The following is a 19547-nucleotide window of genomic DNA, read 5'->3' as shown; positions in this document are numbered from 1 at the left end:
CGCGCCGCCGGTGTTCATCGCCCGGCGCACCTTTTCTCAGGCGCTGCGCCGTGTGACCGCCCACGAGGCCGCGGCGACCCCGCCCGCGACGGTGAACACGGCGGGCCAGGCGCCGACCTTCTTGGCGAGCGGGTGCGATCCGGCGAACGCGGCGACGTAGGCGACGGTCAGCCCGACGGCCGCCCGGGTTCCGGCCTGGCGGTTCCACTCGTACGCGGCGAGGGAGCCGGCGGCGGCGAGCGCGACACCGCCGAGCGGCCGCTTCCCGGTCCACCGGGCGACCCCGTACCCCCCGAGGAGTCCGCTCGCCGCCACTGCCGCCGCCGGGACCTTCGCCATCGCAGCCACCTTCGCTTCCTTCGTACAGGTCGAGGTTCCGAGGCTAACGCGCTGCTTCGAACTCCAGTGGCACCCAGGGGGTGCACAAGCGTTTACCCTGAAGGTGAACGCTTGTGCACCCCCTGGCGTACGGAGACCGCATGACCGCCCCTGCCACCGCCCCGGACCATCCCCGCTTCGCCGTCGGCGTGCTGGCCTTCTGCGGTGTCGTGGTCGCGGTCATGCAGACGATCGTCGTCCCGCTCCTCCCGCACATCCCGGCCCTCACCGGGGCCACCCCCGCCGCCGCGAGCTGGCTGGTCACCGTCACCCTCCTCACCGGCGCGGTGTTCACCCCCGTCCTCGGCCGGGTCGGCGACATGTACGGGAAGCGGCGTGTGCTCGTCGCGTCCCTCGGCGTCCTCGTCGTCGGCTCGGTGCTGTGCGCCGTCAGCTCCCACATCGGAGTGCTGATCACCGGCCGTGCCCTGCAGGGAGCGGCGATCGCCGTCGTCCCCCTGGGCATCAGCATCCTGCGGGACGAACTGCCGCCCGAGCGCGTGCTGTCCGCGGTCGCCCTGATGAGCTCGACGCTCGGCATCGGGGCGGCCGTCGGCCTGCCGGTCGCGGCGCTCGTCATCGAGAACTTCGACTGGCACACGATGTTCTGGGTCTCCGGGGCCATCGGCGTCCTGGACATCGTCCTGGTGCTCCGCTGCGTACCGGAGTCCCCGCTCCGCTCCGGTGGCCGCTTCGACGCGATCGGTGCGCTCGGCCTGTCGGCCGCGCTGGTCTGCATGCTGCTCGCGGTCACCCAGGGCGGCGCCTGGGGCTGGACGTCGGCGCGCACCCTCGGGCTGCTCGCCGGCGCCGTGGTCGTCGCGCTGCTCTGGGGCGCGTACGAGCTCCGGATGCCCACCCCCATGGTCGACCTGCGGGTCTCGGCCCGCCCCGCGGTGCTCCTCACGAACGTCGCCGCCCTGCTGATCGGCTTCGCCTTCTACGCGAACTCCCTGGTCACCGCCCAGATGGTGCAGGAGCCGAAGGCCACCGGTTACGGGCTCGGCGCCTCGCTCGTCGTGAGCGGCCTGTGCCTGCTGCCGGGTGGTCTGGCGATGGTGGCGCTCTCGCCCGTGTCGGCGCGGATCTCCGCCGGGCGCGGCCCGAGGACCAGCCTCGCCCTGGCCGCCGGGATCATCGCCGTGGGCTACGTCGTGCGGTACTTCACCAGCCACAGCCTGTGGCTGATCATCGCGGGCGCGACGGTCGTCGCCGCGGGCACCGCCATCGCGTACTCGGCGCTGCCCGCGCTGGTCATGCGCGGGGTCCCGGTCGGCGAGACGGGCGCCGCCAACGGTCTGAACACCCTCATGCGCTCGATCGGCCAGGCGTTCTGCAGTGCCACGGTCGCGGCGGTGCTCGCCAACATGACCTTCCTGGCCGGTGGCCGTACGGCTCCGACGCTCCAGGCCTACCGGCTGGTCTTCCTGATCGCGGCGGGCGCCGCACTGCTGGCCCTGGCGGTGACGCTGTGCCTGCCGGGAGGGCGCGCGGATACGGGTACGGTCGGGGGGAACCGCAGGAGGAACCGTACGCGGGCGATGCCGATCCAGGAGGGCGCATGACCGCCCGAGCCACCGCAGCAGCGACACCCGCACCGTCCGCACCGGATGTCCCCACGGGCAAGGACGCGATTCTGCGTGCGGCGCGCAGGGCGTTCACGCAGCGTCCGTACGCGGAGGTGACCATCCGGGGCATCGCGGCCGATGCCGGTGTGAGCGCGTCCCTGGTGGTGAAGCACTTCGGCCGCAAGGAAGAACTCTTCAACACCGTCGCGGACTTCGGCCCGGCCGCCGAGGAGCTCTTCGACGCCCCGCTCGACGGGCTCGGCCGCCATATGGTGCTGACGCTCGTACGCAGCCGCAGGGCACACCAGAGCGACCCACTGCTGCGCGTCGTCTTCTCCCTCGGCAACCACGACGAGCGCTCCCTGCTGCGCACCCGCTTCCACGAGCAGGTCACCGGGCGCCTGACGGCCCGTCTCCCCGGCCGCGAACGCGCCCTGCGCGCCGAGCTGATCGCCGGCCACCTGATCGGCCTGGGCGCCACGCTCAGCCTTCACCGCGAGGGCGCCGGCTCCCGCGCCACCCCGGAACACCTCGCGGACCTGTACGCTCCCGCGCTCCAGAGCCTGGTCGCGGGCTGACCGGTCGTCGGCCGGCCGCAGGCAGTAAGGTCTGGGCCAAACGACGAGGGGGGCCTCATGTTCATCCGCAGCGCTCTGCGTGCCGCCATACCGGCCGTGATCCTGGGAGCGGGCCTGGTCGGCTGCTCGGAGGCGACCACCACGAACGGGCCGGGCAGCGACGTCCCGCAGGTGGCGCCGGAGGCGAACGCCGCGGCGGCGAGCGCGGCGGTCGAGCGGGCGGAGGCGGAAGCATCTGCCTCGGAGAGCCCGGACGAGCTCACCGAAGCGGACCTGAACAGGCCCGTGCTGGTCCGCGACGCCTTCGCCGGCCTGCAGGCGACTCTGTACGACAACTGCACCCCGGGCGACGGGAACTGCGCCTACTTCCTGGGCAGGGTCAACGAGGAACTGAACACCCTGGACGCGGCCATGAAGGCGGACGCGAAGGGTCCGGGCCACTTCAAGAAGCCCCTGGCCTGGATGGGCACCCTGCGCATGGAGCTGAAGAACGACACCTCCACGGCCAACCTGGAGAAGCACCGCACCCAGCTGATCGGCACCCGCGACCGCATCAACACCTGGATGCAGGGCCACCCGGACGACTACCGCTGACCCGCCACGGCCGGGACGTCACACGCGCAGCACGTCGATGCCGAGGCCGGTGAACTCCTCGACGGTCTCCTCGGGCGCGTCCTTGTCCGTCACCAGGATCGACACGGCGCTCGTCTCGCACACCTGGGCGAACGCCCGGCGGCCCAGCTTGGAGGAGTCGGCCACCACGATCACCGTGCCCGCGCACTCGGCGAGCGCCCGGTTGGCGCCGGCCTCCGACTCGTCGTGGGTGGCCGCTCCGAAGGTCGGATGGACGGCGTCCACGCCGAGGATCGTGTAGTCGAGTGCGAGCGTGCGCAGGACCGAGTCGACCAGCGGGCCGACGAGTTCGTACGAGTTCGGGCGGGCCACCCCGCCGGTGACGACGATCTTCACCTGGGGGCGGACCGCCAGTTCGTTGGCGATGTTAATCGCGTTGGTGACCACGGTCAGCGCGATCCCGCCGCCCGCGGGCTCCGGCCGCACGGCCAGTTCCCTGGCCACCTCCGAGGTGGTCGTGCCCCCGTTGATCCCCACCGTGGAGCCCGACGGGATCAGTTCGGCCGCGGCCTTCGCGATGCGCTGTTTCTCGTCCGCCCTGCGGGCCGCCTTGTAGCGCAGCGGCAGGTCGTAGGCGACGGTGCTGACCACGGCGCCACCCCGGGTGCGGGTCAGCAGGTTCTGCCGGGCGAGCTCGTCCAGGTCGCGCCGTACGGTGGCGGCGGAGCAGTCCAGTCGCGCGGCGGCGTCGAGGACGTCGAGATGACCCTGTTCGCTGAGGATCTCCAGCAGCCGGGTCCATCGGGTGTGTGCCGCCACCTGTTCCTCCTTGTTTCGCCGCCGAACCCTATCGCGCCTGGCCGGGGACGGTCCGGGCCAGTACGTGCAGCAGGCGCGTCACCTCGGTCGTGACCGCCTCGCGGGCCGGGCCGAGGTACGTGCGGGGGTCGGCCGCCTCGGTGTGGGTGTCCAGATAGGTGCGGACGGCCTGGGTGAACAGCTTGTTCAGATGGGTGGAGATGTTCACCTTCGTCATACCCGCGGCGACGGCCCTCGCGAGGCCCGTGTCCCCGACTCCGGACGAGCCGTGCAGGACGAGCGGGACGTCCACCGCGTCGCGCAGCCGGGAGATGAGCCCGAAGTCGAGCGCGGCGTCGCGGGTGAGCATCGCGTGCGAGCTGCCGACGGCGACGGCGAGGGCGTCGACGTCCGTGGCGCCGACGTACGCCCGTGCCTCGTCCGGGTCGGTACGGACCCCGGGGGCGTGGGCCCCATCCTTGCCGCCGACCTCGCCGAGCTCGGCCTCCACCCATACGTCGTGGAGGTGGCAGTACTCCGCGACGGCACGGGTCGCGGCGACGTTCTCGTCGTACGGGAGCGTGGACGCGTCGAACATGACGGAGGTGAAGCCGAGCCGGACGGCCTCGCGTACGAGGCCGTCCGTCTCGGCGTGGTCGAGGTGGACGGCCACGGGCACGCTCGCGGCCCGGGCGAGGGCGAGCGAGGCGAGCCCGATCGGTTCGAGGGAGCCGTGATAGCGGGCCGTGTTCTCGCTGATCTGCAGGATCACCGGCAGCCCGGCCGCCTCCGCCCCGCCGACGATGGCCTGCGCGTGCTCGATCTGCACGACGTTGAACGCCCCGACACCCGTCGTGTTCGTCCTGGCGCGGTGTGCGAGGTCACCGGTGGATATGAGCGGCATGGGGCTTCCTTCGTGGGTACGACGGCGAGCAATGCTCGAAGTTGCTCGATTATTGCGCACTTGGAGCAACTTCAAGCGTCCCGGGTCCCATGCGCTCACATCTGCCCGCGCGATGCCCTCGGCTCCCTCGGCTCGGCGCCCTCCGCGCGCTCCCGTTCCGTTCGCTCTACTCGCAGGCGACGCCGTCGCCGTCCCGGTCGAGGTGGGAGCCGTAGCCGGGGTCCCCGCGGTGGATGGGCGCGGCCCCTGCGGCGCGCACGGCGGAGCAGTTGGCGTAGTAGGTGTCGCCACCGCCGCCGGAGGAACCTCCGTCCGCCGAACCGCCGCCTGTCGAACCGCCGCTGGAGGATCCTGTGCCGGACCCGGCCCCGTACGGCTCGCAGCCGACCCCGTCGTTGTCGCGGTCCAGGTGGGCCGCGTAGCCCGGGTCCCCGCGGCGGACGGGCGCGGCCCCGGCCGCCCGTACCGCGTCGCAGTTGCTGTAGTACACCGAGGGCTCGGTGGAAACCTTCACCTTCGGTTTCGGCGTGGGTGTGGGCGTGGGGGTAGGGGACGGGGCGGGCGCGGCCACGGTGATCCGTACGACGGCGCTGCCGCTGGGCGCCGCCTTCCCGTCGACCAGGACGTGGTAGACGAACTCGTCCTCGCCGCCGTAGTCGGCCGCGGACGTGTACACGAGCGAGGTCCCCATGACGGTGACGGTCCCGTGCGGGGTCGGGCTCTCGACGGAGAAGGTGAACTCGGCCGTGTCGTAGGTGCCGAGGAGCGGGGCGTCCCTGCCGTCCTCCAGGGTCACGGCATCGTTGGCGAGCGCCTCGATCACGATCTCCGTGCCGGCGTCCGCGCTCGCCTCGTCGTCCACGAGTGCGAGCGCCCGCTCGCCGGAGGCGGTCCTGGACGAGTCGGCCACCGTCTTCGCGTCACTGCCGCTTCCTCCGCACCCCGCCAGGGTCATCGCCAGGACGGCGATCCCTGCCGAGATCCGGACCGGACCGCTCTTCACTCTCGAAGTCATGTGCCCCCCAAGGCATTTGCGCAGTATTTCTGTGCAGGTGGAGCGGCGATGCTCGCAGTGGTGGGGAGCGGGGAGGCGGGCTTCGGCGAAAGGAAGCGGAATTGTGATGAAAGCATGGAGGAGATGTGGAGAGTCTGTCGCGCGGCGCCTCGCCGCCCCGTGCGTACCGGCGCCCGGCGCCCCGTTCCACCGGTATTCGGTGGCCCGGCCGACGGAGGAGTCCGTACGGTGCCCGCATGAATGCGCAGCTCCGCCTGGAGAAGATCACCCCCGACAACGTGCTGGACGCCTGCCGCCTGACGGTCGCCCCCGAACAGGAGCGTTTCGTCGCTCCGGTCGCGCGGTCGCTGGCCGAGGCGTACGCGCAGCCCGAGACGGCTTGGCCGCGGCTGATCGTCGACGGTGACCGGCCGGTGGGCTTCGTGATGGCCTTCCTGGACGTGCGGTTCAATCCGGAGATCCCGGACGACCGGGCCCGCTCCGGACTCTGGCGGCTGGCCGTCGCCGCCGGTGAACAGGGCCGCGGGTACGGGCGCTTCGCGGTGGACGCCGTGTGTGAGGAGCTCGCCCGGCGCGGGCAGGAGCGCGCGACGGTGACCTGGCTGCCGGGGGAGCACGGGCCGGAGGACTTCTATCTGCGGCTCGGTTTCCGCAGGACGGGCGAGATGAGCGGCGACCAGGTGGTCGGCGAGCTGGACCTGCCCCGGGTGTGACGTACCCGCGGTGATCCACATGCGGTCCCGGGGCCGTGGAGCGAGGATCGGGAGTACGGGCGGTGGCCCGGTCGCGCCCAGGCCCTCTCGGGCCGGTTCTCCCTTCCGGGCGCTCCGGTCCGCCTCCCGGCCCAGCCGACAGGGGGGTCTGGAGGTACTGGATGCCGCGGCCCCTGTGGACCGGAGCGATCAGCTTCGGGCTGGTCACCATCCCGATCAAGGTGGTGTCCGCCACCGAGAACCACTCGATCTCCTTCCACCAGTACCACCTCGAGGACATGGGCCGTATCCGCACCCGCAAGGTGTGCGAGCTCGACGGCGAGGTCCTCTCCCAGGACGAGATCGGCAAGGGGTACGAGATCGCCAAGGACCGGACCGTTCCCGTCACGGACGAGGAGCTCGACCGGATGCCGTTGCCGACGGCGAAGGCGATCGAGATCGTGGCGTTCGTCGACGCGGATCAAATCGATCCGGTACGGATCAGCGACAGCTACTACCTCGCGACCGACGGCCAGGTCGCGGCGAAGCCGTACACCCTGCTGCGCAAGGCGCTGGAGCGCAGCGACAAGGTCGCCGTCGCCAAGTTCGCCTGGCACAACCGCGAGCGCCTCGGTCTGCTGCGGGTGCGGGACAACGCCATCGTGCTGCACTCCATGCGGTGGCCGGACGAGATCCGCAGCCCCGAGTCCCTGGCGCCCGGCGACGTCGAGCTGGACGAGGACGAGATCGAGCGGGCCGTCCAGCTCACCGACACGATGGCCCTCGACGACATCTCCGGCTTCCGGGACCGCTACCGGGACGCCCTGGAGGAGCTGATCGCGGCCAAGTCCGAGGGCAAGGAGCTGCCGGAGCCGCGCGGGGGCGAGGAGGAGGAGCCGGGGAAGGTCATGGACCTGATGGCCGCGCTGAACGCCTCGGTGAAGGCGGCGAAGGAGACGCGCGGCGAGGCCACCGGGACGGAGGGCGAGCACGCGACCGTGCACGAGATGAAGTCCGGCACCCGCAAGCGGGCCGCGAAGAAGACGGCGGCAAAGAAGACGGCGGCCAGGAAGACGACGGCCGGGAAACCGGCACGGAAGACGGCCGCCAGGAAGCGCACGGCGTCCTGAGACCCGCGCGTTCCCTCACCCGGGGCCGTCCGGGGAGAGGTCGGGCCGCAGCCGGTGCCAGGAGGGCTGGCGCAGCCGCCCCGCCCTGGTCCGGGTCGCGTACCGCACCTCGCCGACCAGCCGCGGCAGCACCCATCGGGCACCCGCGATCGGAGGCACCTCGTCGAACGGACAGGTGTCGATCTCGGCGACCCGGAGCAGCTCGCCGAGGGTGGTCCGCTCCGCGTCGCTCCACCCCGTCCCGACGTTGCCCGCGTAGCGCAGCCCGCCCTCGTGCCGTTCGCCGACGAGCAGCGCTCCGGGCAGCCCGTCCAGCCGGCCGCGACCGGGCACCCAGCCGCCCACGACGACGTCCACGGTGTGAACGTGGCGGATCTTGATCCAGGTACGGGAGCGGACTCCCGGCTCGTACGCGGAGGAGAGCCGCTTGGCGATCAGTCCCTCCAGTCCGGCCTCCCGGGTCATCCCGAGGGCCTCCTCGCCGTGCCCGACGACGACCGAGGGCGTCGACCAGTGCGCCCCGCCGAGCCCCAGTCCCTCCAGGGCGGCACGGCGTTCCGTGTAGGGCAGCGGGAGGAGGCTGGTGCCGCGGAGGAACAGGGCGTCGAACAGGACGAGGTGGGCGGGGACCCGCTCCGCCATGCGGGCGGCCCTGGCGGGTGACCCGGACAGGCCCATGCGGGACTGCAGCCGCTCGAAGTCGCTGCGCCCCTGGCTGTCCAGTGCGACGATCTCGCCGTCCAGTACGGCCGGTACGCCGTCGAGTGCGGGGCCGAGTGCCGCGAGTTCCGGATAGGCGGCCGTGATGTCGGCGCCGGAGCGGGCCAGCAGTTCCACGGTGCCGTCTCCCGGCAGATACACGACGGCCCGCTGACCGTCCTGCTTCACCTCGAACGCCCACCGGTCGTCGGTGGCCGCGGGCGGCAGGGTGCCGGGTGTGGCGAGCATCGGGGCGATCCGGGGCAGAGTGGCCATGAATCCACCTTCTCAGCCCACAGCGGTACTTTCCCAGCCGTCTGAGTAGAGTGAGCAGGTCGCGGCAAATCCGGCATATCGGATCCAGGGTTCACTCTCCGGGAGACAAGACATGAAGGTCGCAGTGATCGGCGGAACGGGACTCATCGGTTCACAGGTGGTGAAGATCCTGAACGCGGAAGGGCATGACGCGGGTTCCCACTCGCTGTCCACCGGCGTCGATCTCCTCACCGGTCAGGGACTGCCCGAGGCGCTCGAAGGGGCCGATGCAGTCGTCAACCTGACGAATTCGCCCACCTTCGACGACCTCTCCCTCGAATTCTTCCGGATCACGATGGACAACCTCCTCGCGGCAGCTGAGCGGGCGGGGGTCGGTCACGCGGTCGTGCTGTCCATCGTCGGCGCGGACCAGGTGCCCGGCCTCGACTACTACCGGGCCAAGGTCCTCCAGGAGGACGTGCTCAAGGCCGGGCCCGTCCCGTACTCGATCGTCCGCGCCACGCAGTTCTTCGAGTTCATGGACGCGGTCCTGTCCTGGACCGACGACGGGGAGACCGTCCGCCTGCCGTCCACCCCGCTGCAGCCCATGGCCGCGGCCGACGTCGCCCGGGCGGTGGCCGACGTCGCCGTGGACAGCCCTCTCGGCGGCACCCGCGACGTCGCCGGCCCCGACGTCTTTTCGCTGGACGAGCTCGGCAGGATCACGCTGGCCGCCCGCGGTGACGGGCGCACCGTCGTCACGGACGACAGCGCCGGAATGTTCGCGGCCGTCCCGGGCGACGCCATCATCGCCAAGAGCGATGTGCTCATCGCGCCCACCCACTACCGCGACTGGCTCGCCTCGGCCTGACCGGCGTCGCCCGGCCCGGCGGCAGCACTGCCCCGCCGGGCCGGACGGTGCGCGTGGCCCGCTCAGGCGCGGGCGAAGGCCAGCAGGTCCGCGTCGAAGACGTCCCTGAACGGGGCCACCATCGACAGGCCGTGCGGGGCCCCCTCGTACACCTTGAGCGTGGCGTCCTTGACGATCTTGGAGGACTTCTCCGCCGAGGCCACGATGGGGACGATCTGGTCGTCGCTGCCGTGGGCGATGAGGGTGGGGATGTCGAACGCCTTCAGATCCTCGGTGAGGTCCGTCTCGGAGAACGCCTTGATGCAGTCGTACGCACCCTTGATCCCGACCTGCAGCGACCACTGCCAGAACGCGTCGCGGGTGCCCCGGGAGACCTCCGACCCGGGGCGGTTGGCGCCGTAGAAGGCCTCGCTGAGCTCCTGGTAGAACTGGGAGCGGTCGCCCGCGACACCCTTGCGGATGCCGTCGAACACCTCGCGCGGCAGCCCTTCGGGATTCGCCTCGGTCTTCAGCATCAGCGGCGGGATCGCACCGAGCAGGACGGCCTTGGCGACCCGGCCCGTGCCGTGGCGGCCGATGTAGCGCGCCACCTCGCCGCCGCCCGTGGAGTGGCCGACCAGGATGATGTCCCGCAGATCGAGTTCCTCGATCAGCGCCGCCAGGTCGTCGGCGTACGTGTCGAGGTCGTTGCCGTTCCACGGCTGTCCGGAACGCCCGTGACCGCGCCGGTCGTGGGCGATCGCGCGGAAGCCGTTCTCCGCCATCAGCCGGGCCTGCGGATCCCACGCGTCGGCGTTCAGGGGCCAGCCGTGACTGAACACGACAGGCTGTCCCGTTCCCCAGTCCTTGTAGAAGATCGGCGTCCGGTCCTGCGTGGTGATGAACGGCATGACGGGTCCTCTCGAACGAGTCGGTACGGACTGTGCGCACCCGTCGGATCGGGTGCGCCCACCGGATCGGCTGCGCCGCAGTCGGCCGTGCCGCGGGTCTGCCGGGCCGCGCTCGGCCCGGCACGGGTCCGGTGCGCTGATGTCGACAATTTACCGCCGCTGCGTGGATGTCGCGATCGGCGCCGCGGCGCGCACAGCGGCGCCGGGCACCCGTGGCGCCGGGCTTACGGGCGCTCAGGCTTCCGGGCCACGATGCAGACGTCGGGTCGTTTCGCCCGCCCGGACGCCGCCTGCTCCAGGCGCGCCGCGACGACGAGCCCCGCCCCGCGCAGCAGCTCCGCGAGGCGGTCCAGCGGCAGGAAGTAGGAGCGGTAGGACACCGGGTGGCCGTAGGCCTCGGCGGGGCTCAGGTGTTCGTCCTCGCCGATGTAACCACCGAGGAGCACATGTCCGCCGGGCGCCAGGGTGCGGTGGAACTCGGCGAACACACGCGGCAGTTCTTCCGGTGGGGTGTGGTGGGTGGAGTACCAGGCCAGGATGCCGCCCAGTTCGTCGTCCGCGACGTCCAGGGCGGTCATCGAGCCCTCCGCGAACCGCAGACCGGGGTGGCCCTCCCGGGCGATCCCGACCATCGAGGGGGACAGGTCGATACCGAACGCGTCCAGTCCCAGCGAGGCCAGGTGTGCCGTCACCAGGCCGGGCCCGCAGCCGAGGTCCGCGACCCGGCTGTTTCCCCCGGCCCGCACCAGCTCGGCGAAGCCGGCCAGCATCGCCCGGTTCAGCGGGTCGAGTTCGGAGGGCCGCGGGACCCGTACGGCGTAGGTGGTGGCGACGGTGTCGTACGAGTCCCGGACGGCGGCGAGGTGCGAGTGATCGGTCATGCCCCCGACCCTAGGCAGTGGTCAGTTGTAGCCGAAGCCCCGGGGAAGCGGAGCCTGTTGGAACAGCCGGGTCGGGACCGCGTCGGCCAAGGCCTGGTAGCCCGCGGGGTTGAGGTGGAGGTGGTCGCCGGTGTCGAACGAGGCCCGGAGCCGGGTGGGGGCGAGCGGGTCGCGCACCGCCCGGTCGAAGTCGAGCACGCTGTCGAAGCGGCCGCTCGTGCGGATCCACGTGTTGACGGCCTGCCGTGCCTCCTCGCGGTAACCGTCGGGGTCGTCGTACCCGGTGTTGGCGCCGATGGGGGTGAGTGTCGCCCCGTACACGCGGATGCCCTGGGTGTGGGCCCGGGTGATGATCTGCTCGTACGCGGCGATGACGTCGGCCGCGACCTGCTTCTGCGCTGCCGGTGACGCCTCGGCGGTGCCGATGTCGTTGACGCCTTCGAAGACGACCAGCCAGTCGACGCCGCTCTGTGCCAGGACGTCACGGTCCAGGCGGGCCAGGCCGTTGGGGCCCAGGCCGTCGTTGAGCAGCCTGTTGCCGCCGGCCGCCTGGTTGACGATCGCGGCCTTCGCGGTCGCGGGCCCGGACGCGAGACGCTTCTGCAGGAGGTTGGGCCAGCGGTCGTTCATGTTGGTGGTGGAGCCGCGCCCGTCGGTCAGCGAGTCACCGAGCACGACGGCGGCCGAGGTGGTGTTCCTGGACCAGACCTCGACGCCGCTGAGGAAGTACCAGTGGTCGGTGGGCGTCGCCCCGGTGAGGTCCGTGTCGCCGACGTGGTTCCCGGCCTGCAGGTAGGAGGTCGTACGGGAGCCGGGGTGCGAGGTGATCGCGGTGGACGCCTGCCCGTTGGCCAGGTAGGCCGTCGCGGTGAGGTTGGAGCCCGGCTCGAGCCGGAAGTCCAGCGGGTCGGAGACCGCCTGCGCACCGGCCGGCACCGAGACCGAGGAGCGCCCCTGGAAGGTCACCTCGTGCGTGGTTCCCGGTTGGACCGCGCTGGTTCCGGCCTTGCCGTCGCGGGGAAGGGCCACGGTCACCTTGGTGATCGGCAGCACCGCGCCGCCGAACGCGTTGGAGAAGCGCAGCCGGATGTGCTCGCCGCCGGCCGAGACGTGGACGGTCTGCCGCAGGGTGGCGTCCGTCAGTACGGAGCCCTCCTGGGTGAACGGCGCCGGAGGCATGTTGCCCGGCTCCGTCAGCTGCGGCATGGACGTCCAGGTGCTCACCCAGCGGGCGTTCCGTTCGGTCGGCCTCGGGGAACTGCCCGGCCCGTGGCCGCCTTCCCCGGCTCCGATCGCGGGGGTGGCGACGGTGGCGGCGAGTGCTGCGGTGGCGAGCAGGCCGATGATCGCTGATCTTCGGTTCACGGTGGTGCTCCCTCTGGGCGGGTGGGGGAAGCAGGGCATGAAGACGTAGGGGCAAGCGGGGAGTTGGTCCATGTACATGGACCGTGTCCTCACTTGCGCCCAGGGATTCAGGCGGCAGGCTAGCTCTCCGACAGATTTCGGTCAACGCTTCGAAAGTTTTCGTTCGTTGCCCCCGGTGCGTCGAGGGACGCGTACGGTCAGGCGCCCGCAGGGGAGTTGGGCCGGGGTGGTGCCGTGAAGCCGACGTCCGAGGCCTGCGTCGTGACGTCGGCGCCCCCGCTGATGGCCCACGCGGCAACCCGTGAGACCACCGCGGCCGGGATCACTCCGCTGATTCCGGGGGCCGCCGGGATGTCATGTGTGGCGTGGGCGTCGTACGGGAGGACGACCCGGTGGCCGAGCGCCAGGGCGGTGCGGGCCGTCGCCTGGACGCACATCTCGGACATCAGTCCGCAGACGGCGAGCGATCGCACTCCCGCACCGGCCAGCACGTCCCCCAGTGCCGTCTCCTTGAACCCGTCGTCGTGACTTTTGCGGATCACGGTCTCCGTGGGGCCGGCCTCGACGGGGAGGTGGAGCTCCCAGCCGGGTGTGTGGGGCTCGTCGTCCGCTCCGGGCTGCCCGTCGTTCTGCAGGTGGACGACGAGTGCCCCGTCCTGCCGTGCCCGGGTGATCAGGTCCGTCGTCCGGTCCAGGAGTCCGGCGGCGTCCGGCAGGGCTCCGTCGCCGACGACGGAGGCCGACTGGACATCGACGACAAGCAGGGCCTCTACGGGAGTTGTGTGGGTGCTCATCCCGTCATCCTCATGGCCGGCGCCGTACTCCTCCACGCGATTTTCCTCTTCATGCTCAAACGTATGACTAGACAATTTATTGAGTAAGGTGGAGGGCGGACCAGAAACGGGAGAAGGAGCGCTTCGATGGCCTTGCGGCATGCCGTGCTGGCAGCACTGCTGGACGGTGAGTACAGCGGATATCAGTTGGCGAAGGCGTTCGACATCGGCGTCGCGAACTTCTGGCACGCCCTGCCCCAGCAGCTGTACATGGAGCTGGCCAGGCTGGAGAAGGACGGGCTGGTCGCAGGGCGGCAGGTGATCCAGGAGACCCGGCCCAACAAACGCCTCTTCCACGTCACCGACGCCGGCCGCGCCGAGCTGGAACGGTTCGCCGCGGACGTGTCGAAGCCGTCGTTCATCCGCGACGACCTGCTCGTCAAGGTCCAGGCCGCCGACCGCATCGGCACCGAACCGGTGATCGAACAGCTGGAGGAGCGGGCGTCCGCGGCCGAGGCCAAGATCGAGCTCCTCGGCAATCTGCTGCGGCAGTTCCGCGGCGACATGGACGAGGAGGAGTACCTGCGCACGGGCGAGCGGGTCGGTCCGTACCTGACGTGCCTGCGCGGCCTCGCCTTCGAGGAGGGGCACCGGGACTGGTGCCTGCGGATCGCGAACGTACTGAGAGAGAGGCGGACGACCCGTGCCGAGCGGTGAGTACCTGCGTTACGTCGCACTGGGCGACAGCCAGACCGAAGGGGTCGGCGACGGCGACGACGCCACCGGCCTGCGCGGCTGGGCCGACCACTTCGCCGCGCACGTCGCGGCCGCCAACCCCGGTCTCCAGTACGCCAATCTGGCGGTACGGGGACGGGTCGCCGGCCAGGTCCGCGCGGAACAGCTGGGCCCCGCGCTGGCCCTGCGCCCCGACCTCGCCACCGTGCTCGCCGGGGTCAACGACCTCCTCAGGCCCGGTTTCGACGCCGAGGAGGTGGCGGGGCACCTGGAGGAGATGTTCGCCGCGCTCACGGCGGCCGGGGCCCATGTGGTGACGATGACCTTTCCCGACGTGGGGAAGATCGCCCCGATCGCCCGGCCGGTCAGGTCCCGTGTCTTCGACATGAACGCCCGGATCCGCGAGGCGGCGGCCCGGCACGGTGTCACGGTCGCCGACATCGCGCCGCAGGCCGTCGCCACCGACCCGAGGATGTGGAGCGAGGACCGGCTGCACGCGAGCCCGCTCGGCCACGAGCGGATCGCCGCAGCCGTCGCCCGCGCCGTCGGCCTGCCCGGGAGCGACGACAGCTGGACGCTCCCGCTGCCGCCGCAGCCCGTTCCTTCGGGCCTGCAGGCCGCGCGGGCAGAACTGCGCTGGGCGGCCGGGTTCCTCGGCCCCTGGCTCGGACGGCGTCTGCGCGGCAGGTCCTCCGGCGACGGCCGGACCGCGAAGCGCCCCGAGCTCCTGCCCCTGATTACCGCACCGCCCGCCGCCCCGGCGGACACGGGCCTCCTGGAGCCCTCGTAGTCCGGTCCGCTGTCCTGGCCTCGTTCCGGGCGGCGGTGTGCCCAAGTGCCGCCGCCACGGGTCGACTTCCGTGGCGGCGGCACGTCCGGTTCAGCGCAGCCAGGTCGAGGCGTACGCCTCGATGGCGTCCCGCTGGTACGCGGCCAGGCCGGGCGCGATCGCCTCGTACGCCGCGCGCCACTGCGCGTTCTCCACACACGAGCGCCCGATCGCGCGGTACTCCTCGGCGGAGACCGCACGCAGCTCGGTGAGCGCCCGGTACTGGCCGTCGATCTCGGCGAGCACCGCGTCGTCGTCCGCGGGAGTGCCGGCGGCCAGCAGTTCGGCCAGGCGGATCATCTGCGCCGTGCGCTCCCGGTGCCCGGCCTCGATCTCGTCCTGGCTCATCCCGGCTGTGTGCTGTTCGACCTTCCCGGCCAGCTCCGGGAAGTCACGCAGACTCTCCCTGTACTGGGCGGGCCGGACGCCCTCGAAGAGGTTCTCGGGCCGGCTGATGGCGGTCATGGGTTTACCGTCCTTTCTGGACTGTTCCAGTTCGGTGATCGTGCGGGACACGGTCCCGGCCAGCGCGTCGAGCCGGTCACGCTCGGCGAGCAGCCGACGACGGTGGCCGCGCAGGGCTTCGAGCTCGTCGACCTGCTCGGCCAGGATCCGGCCGACCTCGGACAGACCGACGCCCAGTTCCCGCAGGACGAGGATCTGCTGCAGCCGCAGCAGCTGGCGCTCCTCGTAGTAGCGGTGGCCGTTGGTCCCGATCCAGGCAGGCGGCAGCAGTCCGACTTCGTCGTAGTGCCGCAGCGTGCGGGCCGTCACCCCTGACATCCGGGCGACCTCCGCAATCGGCCAGGCCATCGCCCGCCTCCCTCGTTGGTGCTTCACCTGGGCCGGTCTCTCCGGCCCTGTTCACGACGGTAGGAGCTGCCGCTGCGGCAACCGCAAGCCCGGCGATCGGGGTCTCCGCCCGTCGTCCACCGCGCCCCACTCGACCGGCGGACAAAGAATCTTGGAAGGGCGTGTCGATACGGCGGGGTCCCGTACGTCGTCATGGTGTACACGGAGAACGTGTACCGGACGCAGTACAGAGCATGACGAAGCACGACAGGAGCCGGACCATGAAGTACATGTTGCTGATCCACAGCGGTGCGACCGACGAGAGCGGTGGCGCAGCCGAATGCACGGTCGAGGACTGGATGGCCTACGACAAGGAGGTCAAGGACGCCGGGATCCTCGTCTCCGGTGAGTCGCTCGCCGACCTGGTCACCGCCACGACGGTCCGTGTCGGGCCCACCGGGGAGCGGACCGTCACGGACGGGCCCTTCGCCGAGACCCGTGAGGTCCTGGGCGGCTTCCTCGTCATCGACGTACCGGATCTCGATGTCGCCCTCGACTGGGCCGCCCGGTGCCCCGGCGCGCGCGGCAGCGGGTCGGTCGTCGTGCGGCCGGTCGCCGACTTCGGGGCCTGACCGTCATGGACGAGGGAGCCACCGGACCCCGGGCGCCGCAGGACGGGCCGCCCGCGGTGTCCTCCGTCGCGTCGGTCTTCCGCGAGGAGCACGGCCGGCTGCTGGCTTCCCTCGTCCGTCGCTTCGGCGACCTGGACCTGGCCGAGGAGGTCACCTCCGACGCCATCGAGGCGGCCCTGGTGCACTGGCCGGTCGACGGCGTACCGGCCAGGCCCGGCGCCTGGCTGCTGACGACGGCCCGGCGCAAGGCCGTCGACCGGCTGCGCCGCGACCAGGCGTACGCCGCACGGCTGGCCGTCCTGCAGGTGGAGGCGGAGCGGGCCGGACATGCACCGCCCGCCGACGTGGACGGTGGCCTCCCCGACGAGCGGCTGCAGCTCTTCTTCACGTGCGCCCACCCGGCGCTCGGCGCCGAGGACAGGAGCGCGCTGACCCTGCGCTGCCTGGCGGGCCTGACGACCCCCGAGGTCGCGCGGGCCTTCCTCGTACCGCCGACGACGATGGCGCAGCGGATCGTGCGGGCCAAGAAGAAGATCCGCGAGGCCCGCATCCCGTTCCGTGTGCCCGGCGCGGACGAGCTGCCGGAGCGCCTGCCGGGGGTGCTCCAGGTCCTCTACTCGATCTTCACGGAGGGGTACGCGGCCTGCTCGGGCCCGCAGCTGCAGCGGATCGCCCTGGCGGAAGAGGCCGTCCGGCTGGCCCGGATCCTGCACACGCTGCTGCCCGCCGAGCGGGAGACGGCCGGGCTGCTCGCGCTGATGCTGCTGATCCATGCCCGACGTGACGCCAGGACCGGTCCCGACGGGGACATCGTCCTGCTCGACGAACAGGACCGGGGCCGCTGGGACGCCGCGATGATCGAGGAGGGCACCCGCCTGGTGGTCACGGCGCTGGAGGGCGGCCCGCCCGGCCCGTACGGGGTGCAGGCGGCCATCGCGGCACTGCATGACGAGGCCGGTTCCTTCGCGGCCACCGACTGGCCGCAGATCGTGGCGCTCTACGACGTACTGCGGGCACTCGACCCGTCCCCGGTCATCGCCCTGAACCGGGCCGCGGCCGTGGCGATGCGCGACGGGCCCGAGGCCGGGCTGGCCCTCCTGGACGAACTGGCCGACGAGCCGAGGCTGCGCGCCTACCACCCCTACGCGACCGCGCGCGCCGATCTGCTGCACCGTCTCGGCCGCCTCGCGGAGGCTGCGGATGCGTACCGGGAGGCGCTGGGGCTGGCAGGCACGGAGCCCGAACGCGCGCATGCGCGGAAGCGGTTGGACGAGATCGAGCGCCCGTCATGAGTGCCGCAAGATCACATCGCGGGTCGAGGAGCGCGCCGCAAGGGAACCCGAATCGTGTTGCCGACGTCGGATCGCGGAACACGAAGGCCTCACCACGGGCACGGTCTCACCCCGTGCTGAGCGAAGGCGAGGTTGTTCGGCGAAGAGGAGGCACTTCTCTCCTTTGCCACATCCACTGAGGGGGATACGTATGAGCTGGACCGGGCGATCCATCGGCTTGCTGGGGGCGGCGGCCATGGTGATGTCGGTCGCCGCGTGCACGGCCGACAGCGGTGGCGGCGGGGCCTCCTGCGCCAATGTGTACACCTACCAGGACAGTTCGTATCGGGACGTGGCGAACGTGGAATTCACGCTCGGGAAGAAGCTGGGCGTCGCGACCCAACCGCCCTGCGACGACACCGGTGGCCGGGACGAGAGCGAAGAGGCGGTGACGACGCAGACCGCCTACGAAGTGGACGGCATTTCTCCCGAGGTCGCCATCGCCATCGGGGACACACCGAAGACGGCCACGTTCTTCGCCGTCGGCTCCGGCTCGGAGCTCCCGCCCGAGGTGCAGAAGATGATCGACGGCTCCTGATCCGAAACGCGGGCTCGGTGTGGATCCGGGGCTCTGGTTCCGGAGCTGACGCCACACCGAACCCGCGCACCGGACCGGGCAGCCACGTGACGGCCGTTCGCTGCTCGGCCGTACGACCTGTCAGACCGCCGCGAGCCGGTCCACCAGCAGCTCGGCCCTCCGCCCGGCATCCCCCGGGGGCAGCCGTCCCGCCCGGGTCAGGGTCGCCAGGCCGTGCAGGGACGCCCAGAACACCTCGGTGAACAGCCCCGGGTGGACGCCGTCCCCGGCGACCTCGGTGAGAGTCTCCAGCAGGGCGGCGAATGCGTCCTTCAGGGGCTCCGGGGTCTCCTCGGCCGCGAACGCCAGGCCGCCGTCGAGCTGGAACATGGCGTCGTAGACCGCCGGATTGCGCGCGGCGAAGTCGAGGTAGGCGCCGGCGAGAGCGGTGACCCGGGCGCGCGGGCCGTCCGCGGCGGAGGTCGCGGCCCGCAGCGCTACGGCCATCTCGGCGGCGCCGTCCAGGGCGACGGCGCCGATGATCTCGCGCTTGCCGCGGAAGTGGCTGTAGAGGACGGGCTGGCTGTACTCGATGCGCTCGGCGAGCCGACGGGTGGTGACCGCGTCCCAGCCCTGCTGCTCGGCGAGTTCGCGGGCCGTCGCCACGATGAGGCGCTGGCGGACCGCACGTTCGCGTTCCTTGCGTTCCTGTACCGACATGACTCGATCCTAGCACCGCTAGACATTCAAGCGGCATTAGCGCTAGCGTTGCCTCAACAGCTAGCAACGCTAGATTTCGGGAGAGGTCATCATGATCAACGCACTCCAGGTCTTCACCGTCGTGAGCGTCGGCGTGATGGTGGGGGTCGAGTTCTCCGTCGCCTTCGTCATCAACCGGATCCTCGACGCACTCCCCGGCGACAATGGCCAGCTCGGCCGCGCCCACGGGGGTCGGATGCTCGGTGCCGTGATGCCGGTCTGGTACATAAGCTCGCTCGTCCTCGTCGCGGTGTGGGCCGTCGCCGGATGGGACCGCCACGGCACCGGCCTCGTGATCACCGCAGGCGGGCTGCTGATCCTCAGCGTGATCATGTCGGTCCTGCTGCTCGTCCCGATCAACAACCAGGGCAAGACGTGGACCCCTGAGAACAGGCCCGCCGACTGGAAGCAGCAGATGAACCGCTGGGACCGCTACCACTACGTGCGCGTCGCCGTCATCGTCGCCGCCTTCGCCCTGCTGGTCGCCGCCCTCGTCTGAACCGCGCGTGCCGACACGAGGTGCAACCGCAAGGTTGCATTCAAATGGTCGCTGTGCAACTCTGGGGTTGCAAGTGATGGCGG

General features: G+C 71.4%; 23 protein-coding genes. 12 read left to right on the top strand and 11 right to left on the bottom strand.

Going from position 1 to position 19547, the window contains the following annotated elements; translation table 11 throughout:
- Nucleotides 1-36 precede the first annotated feature (36 nt).
- Nucleotides 37-339: a hypothetical protein gene (locus ACFW9O_RS11270; protein ID WP_351175159.1), complete on the bottom strand. Its 303-nt coding sequence runs from the start codon at nucleotides 337-339 to the stop codon at nucleotides 37-39.
- Between the two features lie 140 nt (nucleotides 340-479).
- Here ACFW9O_RS11270 and ACFW9O_RS11265 point away from each other — a divergent pair, with 140 nt between their 5' ends.
- From ACFW9O_RS11265 to ACFW9O_RS11255, 3 genes are read left to right on the top strand one after another with little or no spacing between them, the layout of a single operon-like run.
- Nucleotides 480-1943: an MFS transporter gene (locus ACFW9O_RS11265; RefSeq protein ID WP_351175157.1), complete on the top strand. Its 1464-nt coding sequence runs from the start codon at nucleotides 480-482 to the stop codon at nucleotides 1941-1943.
- On the top strand, nucleotides 1940-2524 hold the full coding sequence (locus ACFW9O_RS11260) for a TetR family transcriptional regulator (RefSeq protein WP_384607613.1): 585 nt from the start codon (nucleotides 1940-1942) through the stop codon (nucleotides 2522-2524). Before ACFW9O_RS11265 ends, ACFW9O_RS11260 begins: the two co-directional genes overlap by 4 nt.
- A gap of 57 nt (nucleotides 2525-2581) precedes the next feature.
- Nucleotides 2582-3118, top strand: coding sequence for a hypothetical protein (locus tag ACFW9O_RS11255; protein WP_384607610.1), 537 nt, complete (start codon nucleotides 2582-2584; stop codon nucleotides 3116-3118).
- Nucleotides 3119-3136: 18 nt separating this feature from the next.
- Here the strand turns inward: ACFW9O_RS11255 and ACFW9O_RS11250 are convergent, their stop codons facing one another.
- The 3 genes from ACFW9O_RS11250 to ACFW9O_RS11240 all read right to left on the bottom strand — a co-directional run bounded on the left by ACFW9O_RS11250 (nucleotide 3137) and on the right by ACFW9O_RS11240 (nucleotide 5814).
- A complete protein-coding gene (locus ACFW9O_RS11250) occupies nucleotides 3137-3916 on the bottom strand; it encodes a DeoR/GlpR family DNA-binding transcription regulator (RefSeq protein ID WP_384607607.1) in 780 nt (259 codons plus the stop codon).
- 28 nt (nucleotides 3917-3944) lie between these two features.
- A complete protein-coding gene (locus ACFW9O_RS11245; protein WP_384607604.1) occupies nucleotides 3945-4799 on the bottom strand; it encodes a ketose-bisphosphate aldolase in 855 nt (284 codons plus the stop codon).
- 166 nt (nucleotides 4800-4965) lie between these two features.
- Nucleotides 4966-5814 (bottom strand): excalibur calcium-binding domain-containing protein, encoded by an 849-nt coding sequence (locus ACFW9O_RS11240; RefSeq protein ID WP_384607602.1) that lies wholly within the window; start codon nucleotides 5812-5814, stop codon nucleotides 4966-4968.
- A 236-nt stretch (nucleotides 5815-6050) separates the two neighbouring features.
- On the opposite strand from ACFW9O_RS11240, the gene ACFW9O_RS11235 reads away from it, so the two are divergent.
- The gene (locus ACFW9O_RS11235) at nucleotides 6051-6527 is read left to right on the top strand and encodes a GNAT family N-acetyltransferase (protein ID WP_384607601.1); all 477 of its coding nucleotides are present in this window, start codon (nucleotides 6051-6053) and stop codon (nucleotides 6525-6527) included.
- A 161-nt stretch (nucleotides 6528-6688) separates the two neighbouring features.
- A complete protein-coding gene (locus tag ACFW9O_RS11230; protein WP_384607598.1) occupies nucleotides 6689-7636 on the top strand; it encodes a Ku protein in 948 nt (315 codons plus the stop codon).
- 15 nt (nucleotides 7637-7651) lie between these two features.
- Here the strand turns inward: ACFW9O_RS11230 and ligD are convergent, their stop codons facing one another.
- Nucleotides 7652-8611 (bottom strand): non-homologous end-joining DNA ligase, encoded by a 960-nt coding sequence (gene ligD, locus ACFW9O_RS11225; RefSeq protein ID WP_384607596.1) that lies wholly within the window; start codon nucleotides 8609-8611, stop codon nucleotides 7652-7654.
- A gap of 112 nt (nucleotides 8612-8723) precedes the next feature.
- Here ligD and ACFW9O_RS11220 point away from each other — a divergent pair, with 112 nt between their 5' ends.
- Nucleotides 8724-9461: an SDR family oxidoreductase gene (locus tag ACFW9O_RS11220; protein WP_384607594.1), complete on the top strand. Its 738-nt coding sequence runs from the start codon at nucleotides 8724-8726 to the stop codon at nucleotides 9459-9461.
- A 62-nt stretch (nucleotides 9462-9523) separates the two neighbouring features.
- On the opposite strand, the gene ACFW9O_RS11215 is transcribed toward ACFW9O_RS11220, so the two are convergent.
- The 4 genes from ACFW9O_RS11215 to ACFW9O_RS11200 all read right to left on the bottom strand — a co-directional run bounded on the left by ACFW9O_RS11215 (nucleotide 9524) and on the right by ACFW9O_RS11200 (nucleotide 13391).
- The gene (locus ACFW9O_RS11215; protein WP_384607591.1) at nucleotides 9524-10351 is read right to left on the bottom strand and encodes an alpha/beta fold hydrolase; all 828 of its coding nucleotides are present in this window, start codon (nucleotides 10349-10351) and stop codon (nucleotides 9524-9526) included.
- A 224-nt stretch (nucleotides 10352-10575) separates the two neighbouring features.
- Nucleotides 10576-11232, bottom strand: a complete 657-nt coding sequence (locus tag ACFW9O_RS11210; RefSeq protein ID WP_384607589.1) for a class I SAM-dependent methyltransferase — start codon at nucleotides 11230-11232, stop codon at nucleotides 10576-10578.
- A gap of 21 nt (nucleotides 11233-11253) precedes the next feature.
- On the bottom strand, nucleotides 11254-12636 hold the full coding sequence (locus ACFW9O_RS11205; RefSeq protein WP_384607852.1) for an SGNH/GDSL hydrolase family protein: 1383 nt from the start codon (nucleotides 12634-12636) through the stop codon (nucleotides 11254-11256).
- A gap of 158 nt (nucleotides 12637-12794) precedes the next feature.
- Nucleotides 12795-13391, bottom strand: coding sequence for an isochorismatase family protein (locus ACFW9O_RS11200; RefSeq protein WP_384607586.1), 597 nt, complete (start codon nucleotides 13389-13391; stop codon nucleotides 12795-12797).
- A gap of 126 nt (nucleotides 13392-13517) precedes the next feature.
- On the opposite strand from ACFW9O_RS11200, the gene ACFW9O_RS11195 reads away from it, so the two are divergent.
- On the top strand, nucleotides 13518-14087 hold the full coding sequence (locus ACFW9O_RS11195) for a PadR family transcriptional regulator (RefSeq protein ID WP_351181895.1): 570 nt from the start codon (nucleotides 13518-13520) through the stop codon (nucleotides 14085-14087).
- Nucleotides 14074-14895 carry an SGNH/GDSL hydrolase family protein gene (locus ACFW9O_RS11190; protein ID WP_384607582.1) on the top strand — a complete coding sequence of 274 codons (822 nt, stop codon included), beginning with the start codon at nucleotides 14074-14076 and terminating at the stop codon, nucleotides 14893-14895. The genes ACFW9O_RS11195 and ACFW9O_RS11190 overlap by 14 nt, the downstream gene beginning before the upstream one ends.
- A gap of 90 nt (nucleotides 14896-14985) precedes the next feature.
- On the opposite strand, the gene ACFW9O_RS11185 is transcribed toward ACFW9O_RS11190, so the two are convergent.
- Nucleotides 14986-15747: a MerR family transcriptional regulator gene (locus tag ACFW9O_RS11185; protein WP_384607579.1), complete on the bottom strand. Its 762-nt coding sequence runs from the start codon at nucleotides 15745-15747 to the stop codon at nucleotides 14986-14988.
- Between the two features lie 260 nt (nucleotides 15748-16007).
- Here ACFW9O_RS11185 and ACFW9O_RS11180 point away from each other — a divergent pair, with 260 nt between their 5' ends.
- The 3 genes from ACFW9O_RS11180 to ACFW9O_RS11170 all read left to right on the top strand — a co-directional run bounded on the left by ACFW9O_RS11180 (nucleotide 16008) and on the right by ACFW9O_RS11170 (nucleotide 18227).
- Nucleotides 16008-16358 carry a YciI family protein gene (locus ACFW9O_RS11180; RefSeq protein ID WP_384607576.1) on the top strand — a complete coding sequence of 117 codons (351 nt, stop codon included), beginning with the start codon at nucleotides 16008-16010 and terminating at the stop codon, nucleotides 16356-16358.
- Nucleotides 16359-16363: 5 nt separating this feature from the next.
- Nucleotides 16364-17650: an RNA polymerase sigma factor gene (locus ACFW9O_RS11175; RefSeq protein ID WP_384607573.1), complete on the top strand. Its 1287-nt coding sequence runs from the start codon at nucleotides 16364-16366 to the stop codon at nucleotides 17648-17650.
- A 190-nt stretch (nucleotides 17651-17840) separates the two neighbouring features.
- Nucleotides 17841-18227 carry a DUF6281 family protein gene (locus tag ACFW9O_RS11170; protein WP_384607570.1) on the top strand — a complete coding sequence of 129 codons (387 nt, stop codon included), beginning with the start codon at nucleotides 17841-17843 and terminating at the stop codon, nucleotides 18225-18227.
- A gap of 120 nt (nucleotides 18228-18347) precedes the next feature.
- On the opposite strand, the gene ACFW9O_RS11165 is transcribed toward ACFW9O_RS11170, so the two are convergent.
- Nucleotides 18348-18926, bottom strand: a complete 579-nt coding sequence (locus ACFW9O_RS11165; RefSeq protein ID WP_384607567.1) for a TetR/AcrR family transcriptional regulator — start codon at nucleotides 18924-18926, stop codon at nucleotides 18348-18350.
- A gap of 91 nt (nucleotides 18927-19017) precedes the next feature.
- Here ACFW9O_RS11165 and ACFW9O_RS11160 point away from each other — a divergent pair, with 91 nt between their 5' ends.
- A complete protein-coding gene (locus ACFW9O_RS11160; protein ID WP_384607564.1) occupies nucleotides 19018-19464 on the top strand; it encodes an anthrone oxygenase family protein in 447 nt (148 codons plus the stop codon).
- Nucleotides 19465-19547 lie beyond the last annotated feature (83 nt).

This window comes from Streptomyces sp. NPDC059499 (genome assembly GCF_042749285.1).
Lineage (GTDB): Bacteria > Actinomycetota > Actinomycetes > Streptomycetales > Streptomycetaceae > Streptomyces.
Note: the sequence above shows the minus strand (reverse complement) of the source record. Positions and strands in the feature narration are given on the sequence as shown.

Excerpts from the sequence above, each read along its gene's own strand:
- ACFW9O_RS11270 (WP_351175159.1), bottom strand. The coding sequence starts at position 339 with ATGGCGAAGGTCCCGGCGGCGGCAGTGGCGGCGAGCGGACTCCTCGGG.
- ACFW9O_RS11265 (WP_351175157.1), top strand. The coding sequence starts at position 480 with ATGACCGCCCCTGCCACCGCCCCGGACCATCCCCGCTTCGCCGTCGGC.
- ACFW9O_RS11260 (WP_384607613.1), top strand. The coding sequence starts at position 1,940 with ATGACCGCCCGAGCCACCGCAGCAGCGACACCCGCACCGTCCGCACCG.
- ACFW9O_RS11255 (WP_384607610.1), top strand. The coding sequence starts at position 2,582 with ATGTTCATCCGCAGCGCTCTGCGTGCCGCCATACCGGCCGTGATCCTG.
- ACFW9O_RS11245 (WP_384607604.1), bottom strand. The coding sequence starts at position 4,799 with ATGCCGCTCATATCCACCGGTGACCTCGCACACCGCGCCAGGACGAAC.
- ACFW9O_RS11240 (WP_384607602.1), bottom strand. The coding sequence starts at position 5,814 with ATGACTTCGAGAGTGAAGAGCGGTCCGGTCCGGATCTCGGCAGGGATC.
- ACFW9O_RS11235 (WP_384607601.1), top strand. The coding sequence starts at position 6,051 with ATGAATGCGCAGCTCCGCCTGGAGAAGATCACCCCCGACAACGTGCTG.
- ACFW9O_RS11230 (WP_384607598.1), top strand. The coding sequence starts at position 6,689 with ATGCCGCGGCCCCTGTGGACCGGAGCGATCAGCTTCGGGCTGGTCACC.
- ligD (WP_384607596.1), bottom strand. The coding sequence starts at position 8,611 with ATGGCCACTCTGCCCCGGATCGCCCCGATGCTCGCCACACCCGGCACC.
- ACFW9O_RS11220 (WP_384607594.1), top strand. The coding sequence starts at position 8,724 with ATGAAGGTCGCAGTGATCGGCGGAACGGGACTCATCGGTTCACAGGTG.
- ACFW9O_RS11215 (WP_384607591.1), bottom strand. The coding sequence starts at position 10,351 with ATGCCGTTCATCACCACGCAGGACCGGACGCCGATCTTCTACAAGGAC.
- ACFW9O_RS11210 (WP_384607589.1), bottom strand. The coding sequence starts at position 11,232 with ATGACCGATCACTCGCACCTCGCCGCCGTCCGGGACTCGTACGACACC.
- ACFW9O_RS11205 (WP_384607852.1), bottom strand. The coding sequence starts at position 12,636 with ATGCCCTGCTTCCCCCACCCGCCCAGAGGGAGCACCACCGTGAACCGA.
- ACFW9O_RS11200 (WP_384607586.1), bottom strand. The coding sequence starts at position 13,391 with ATGAGCACCCACACAACTCCCGTAGAGGCCCTGCTTGTCGTCGATGTC.
- ACFW9O_RS11195 (WP_351181895.1), top strand. The coding sequence starts at position 13,518 with ATGGCCTTGCGGCATGCCGTGCTGGCAGCACTGCTGGACGGTGAGTAC.
- ACFW9O_RS11185 (WP_384607579.1), bottom strand. The coding sequence starts at position 15,747 with ATGGCCTGGCCGATTGCGGAGGTCGCCCGGATGTCAGGGGTGACGGCC.
- ACFW9O_RS11180 (WP_384607576.1), top strand. The coding sequence starts at position 16,008 with ATGAAGTACATGTTGCTGATCCACAGCGGTGCGACCGACGAGAGCGGT.
- ACFW9O_RS11175 (WP_384607573.1), top strand. The coding sequence starts at position 16,364 with ATGGACGAGGGAGCCACCGGACCCCGGGCGCCGCAGGACGGGCCGCCC.
- ACFW9O_RS11170 (WP_384607570.1), top strand. The coding sequence starts at position 17,841 with ATGAGCTGGACCGGGCGATCCATCGGCTTGCTGGGGGCGGCGGCCATG.
- ACFW9O_RS11165 (WP_384607567.1), bottom strand. The coding sequence starts at position 18,926 with ATGTCGGTACAGGAACGCAAGGAACGCGAACGTGCGGTCCGCCAGCGC.
- ACFW9O_RS11160 (WP_384607564.1), top strand. The coding sequence starts at position 19,018 with ATGATCAACGCACTCCAGGTCTTCACCGTCGTGAGCGTCGGCGTGATG.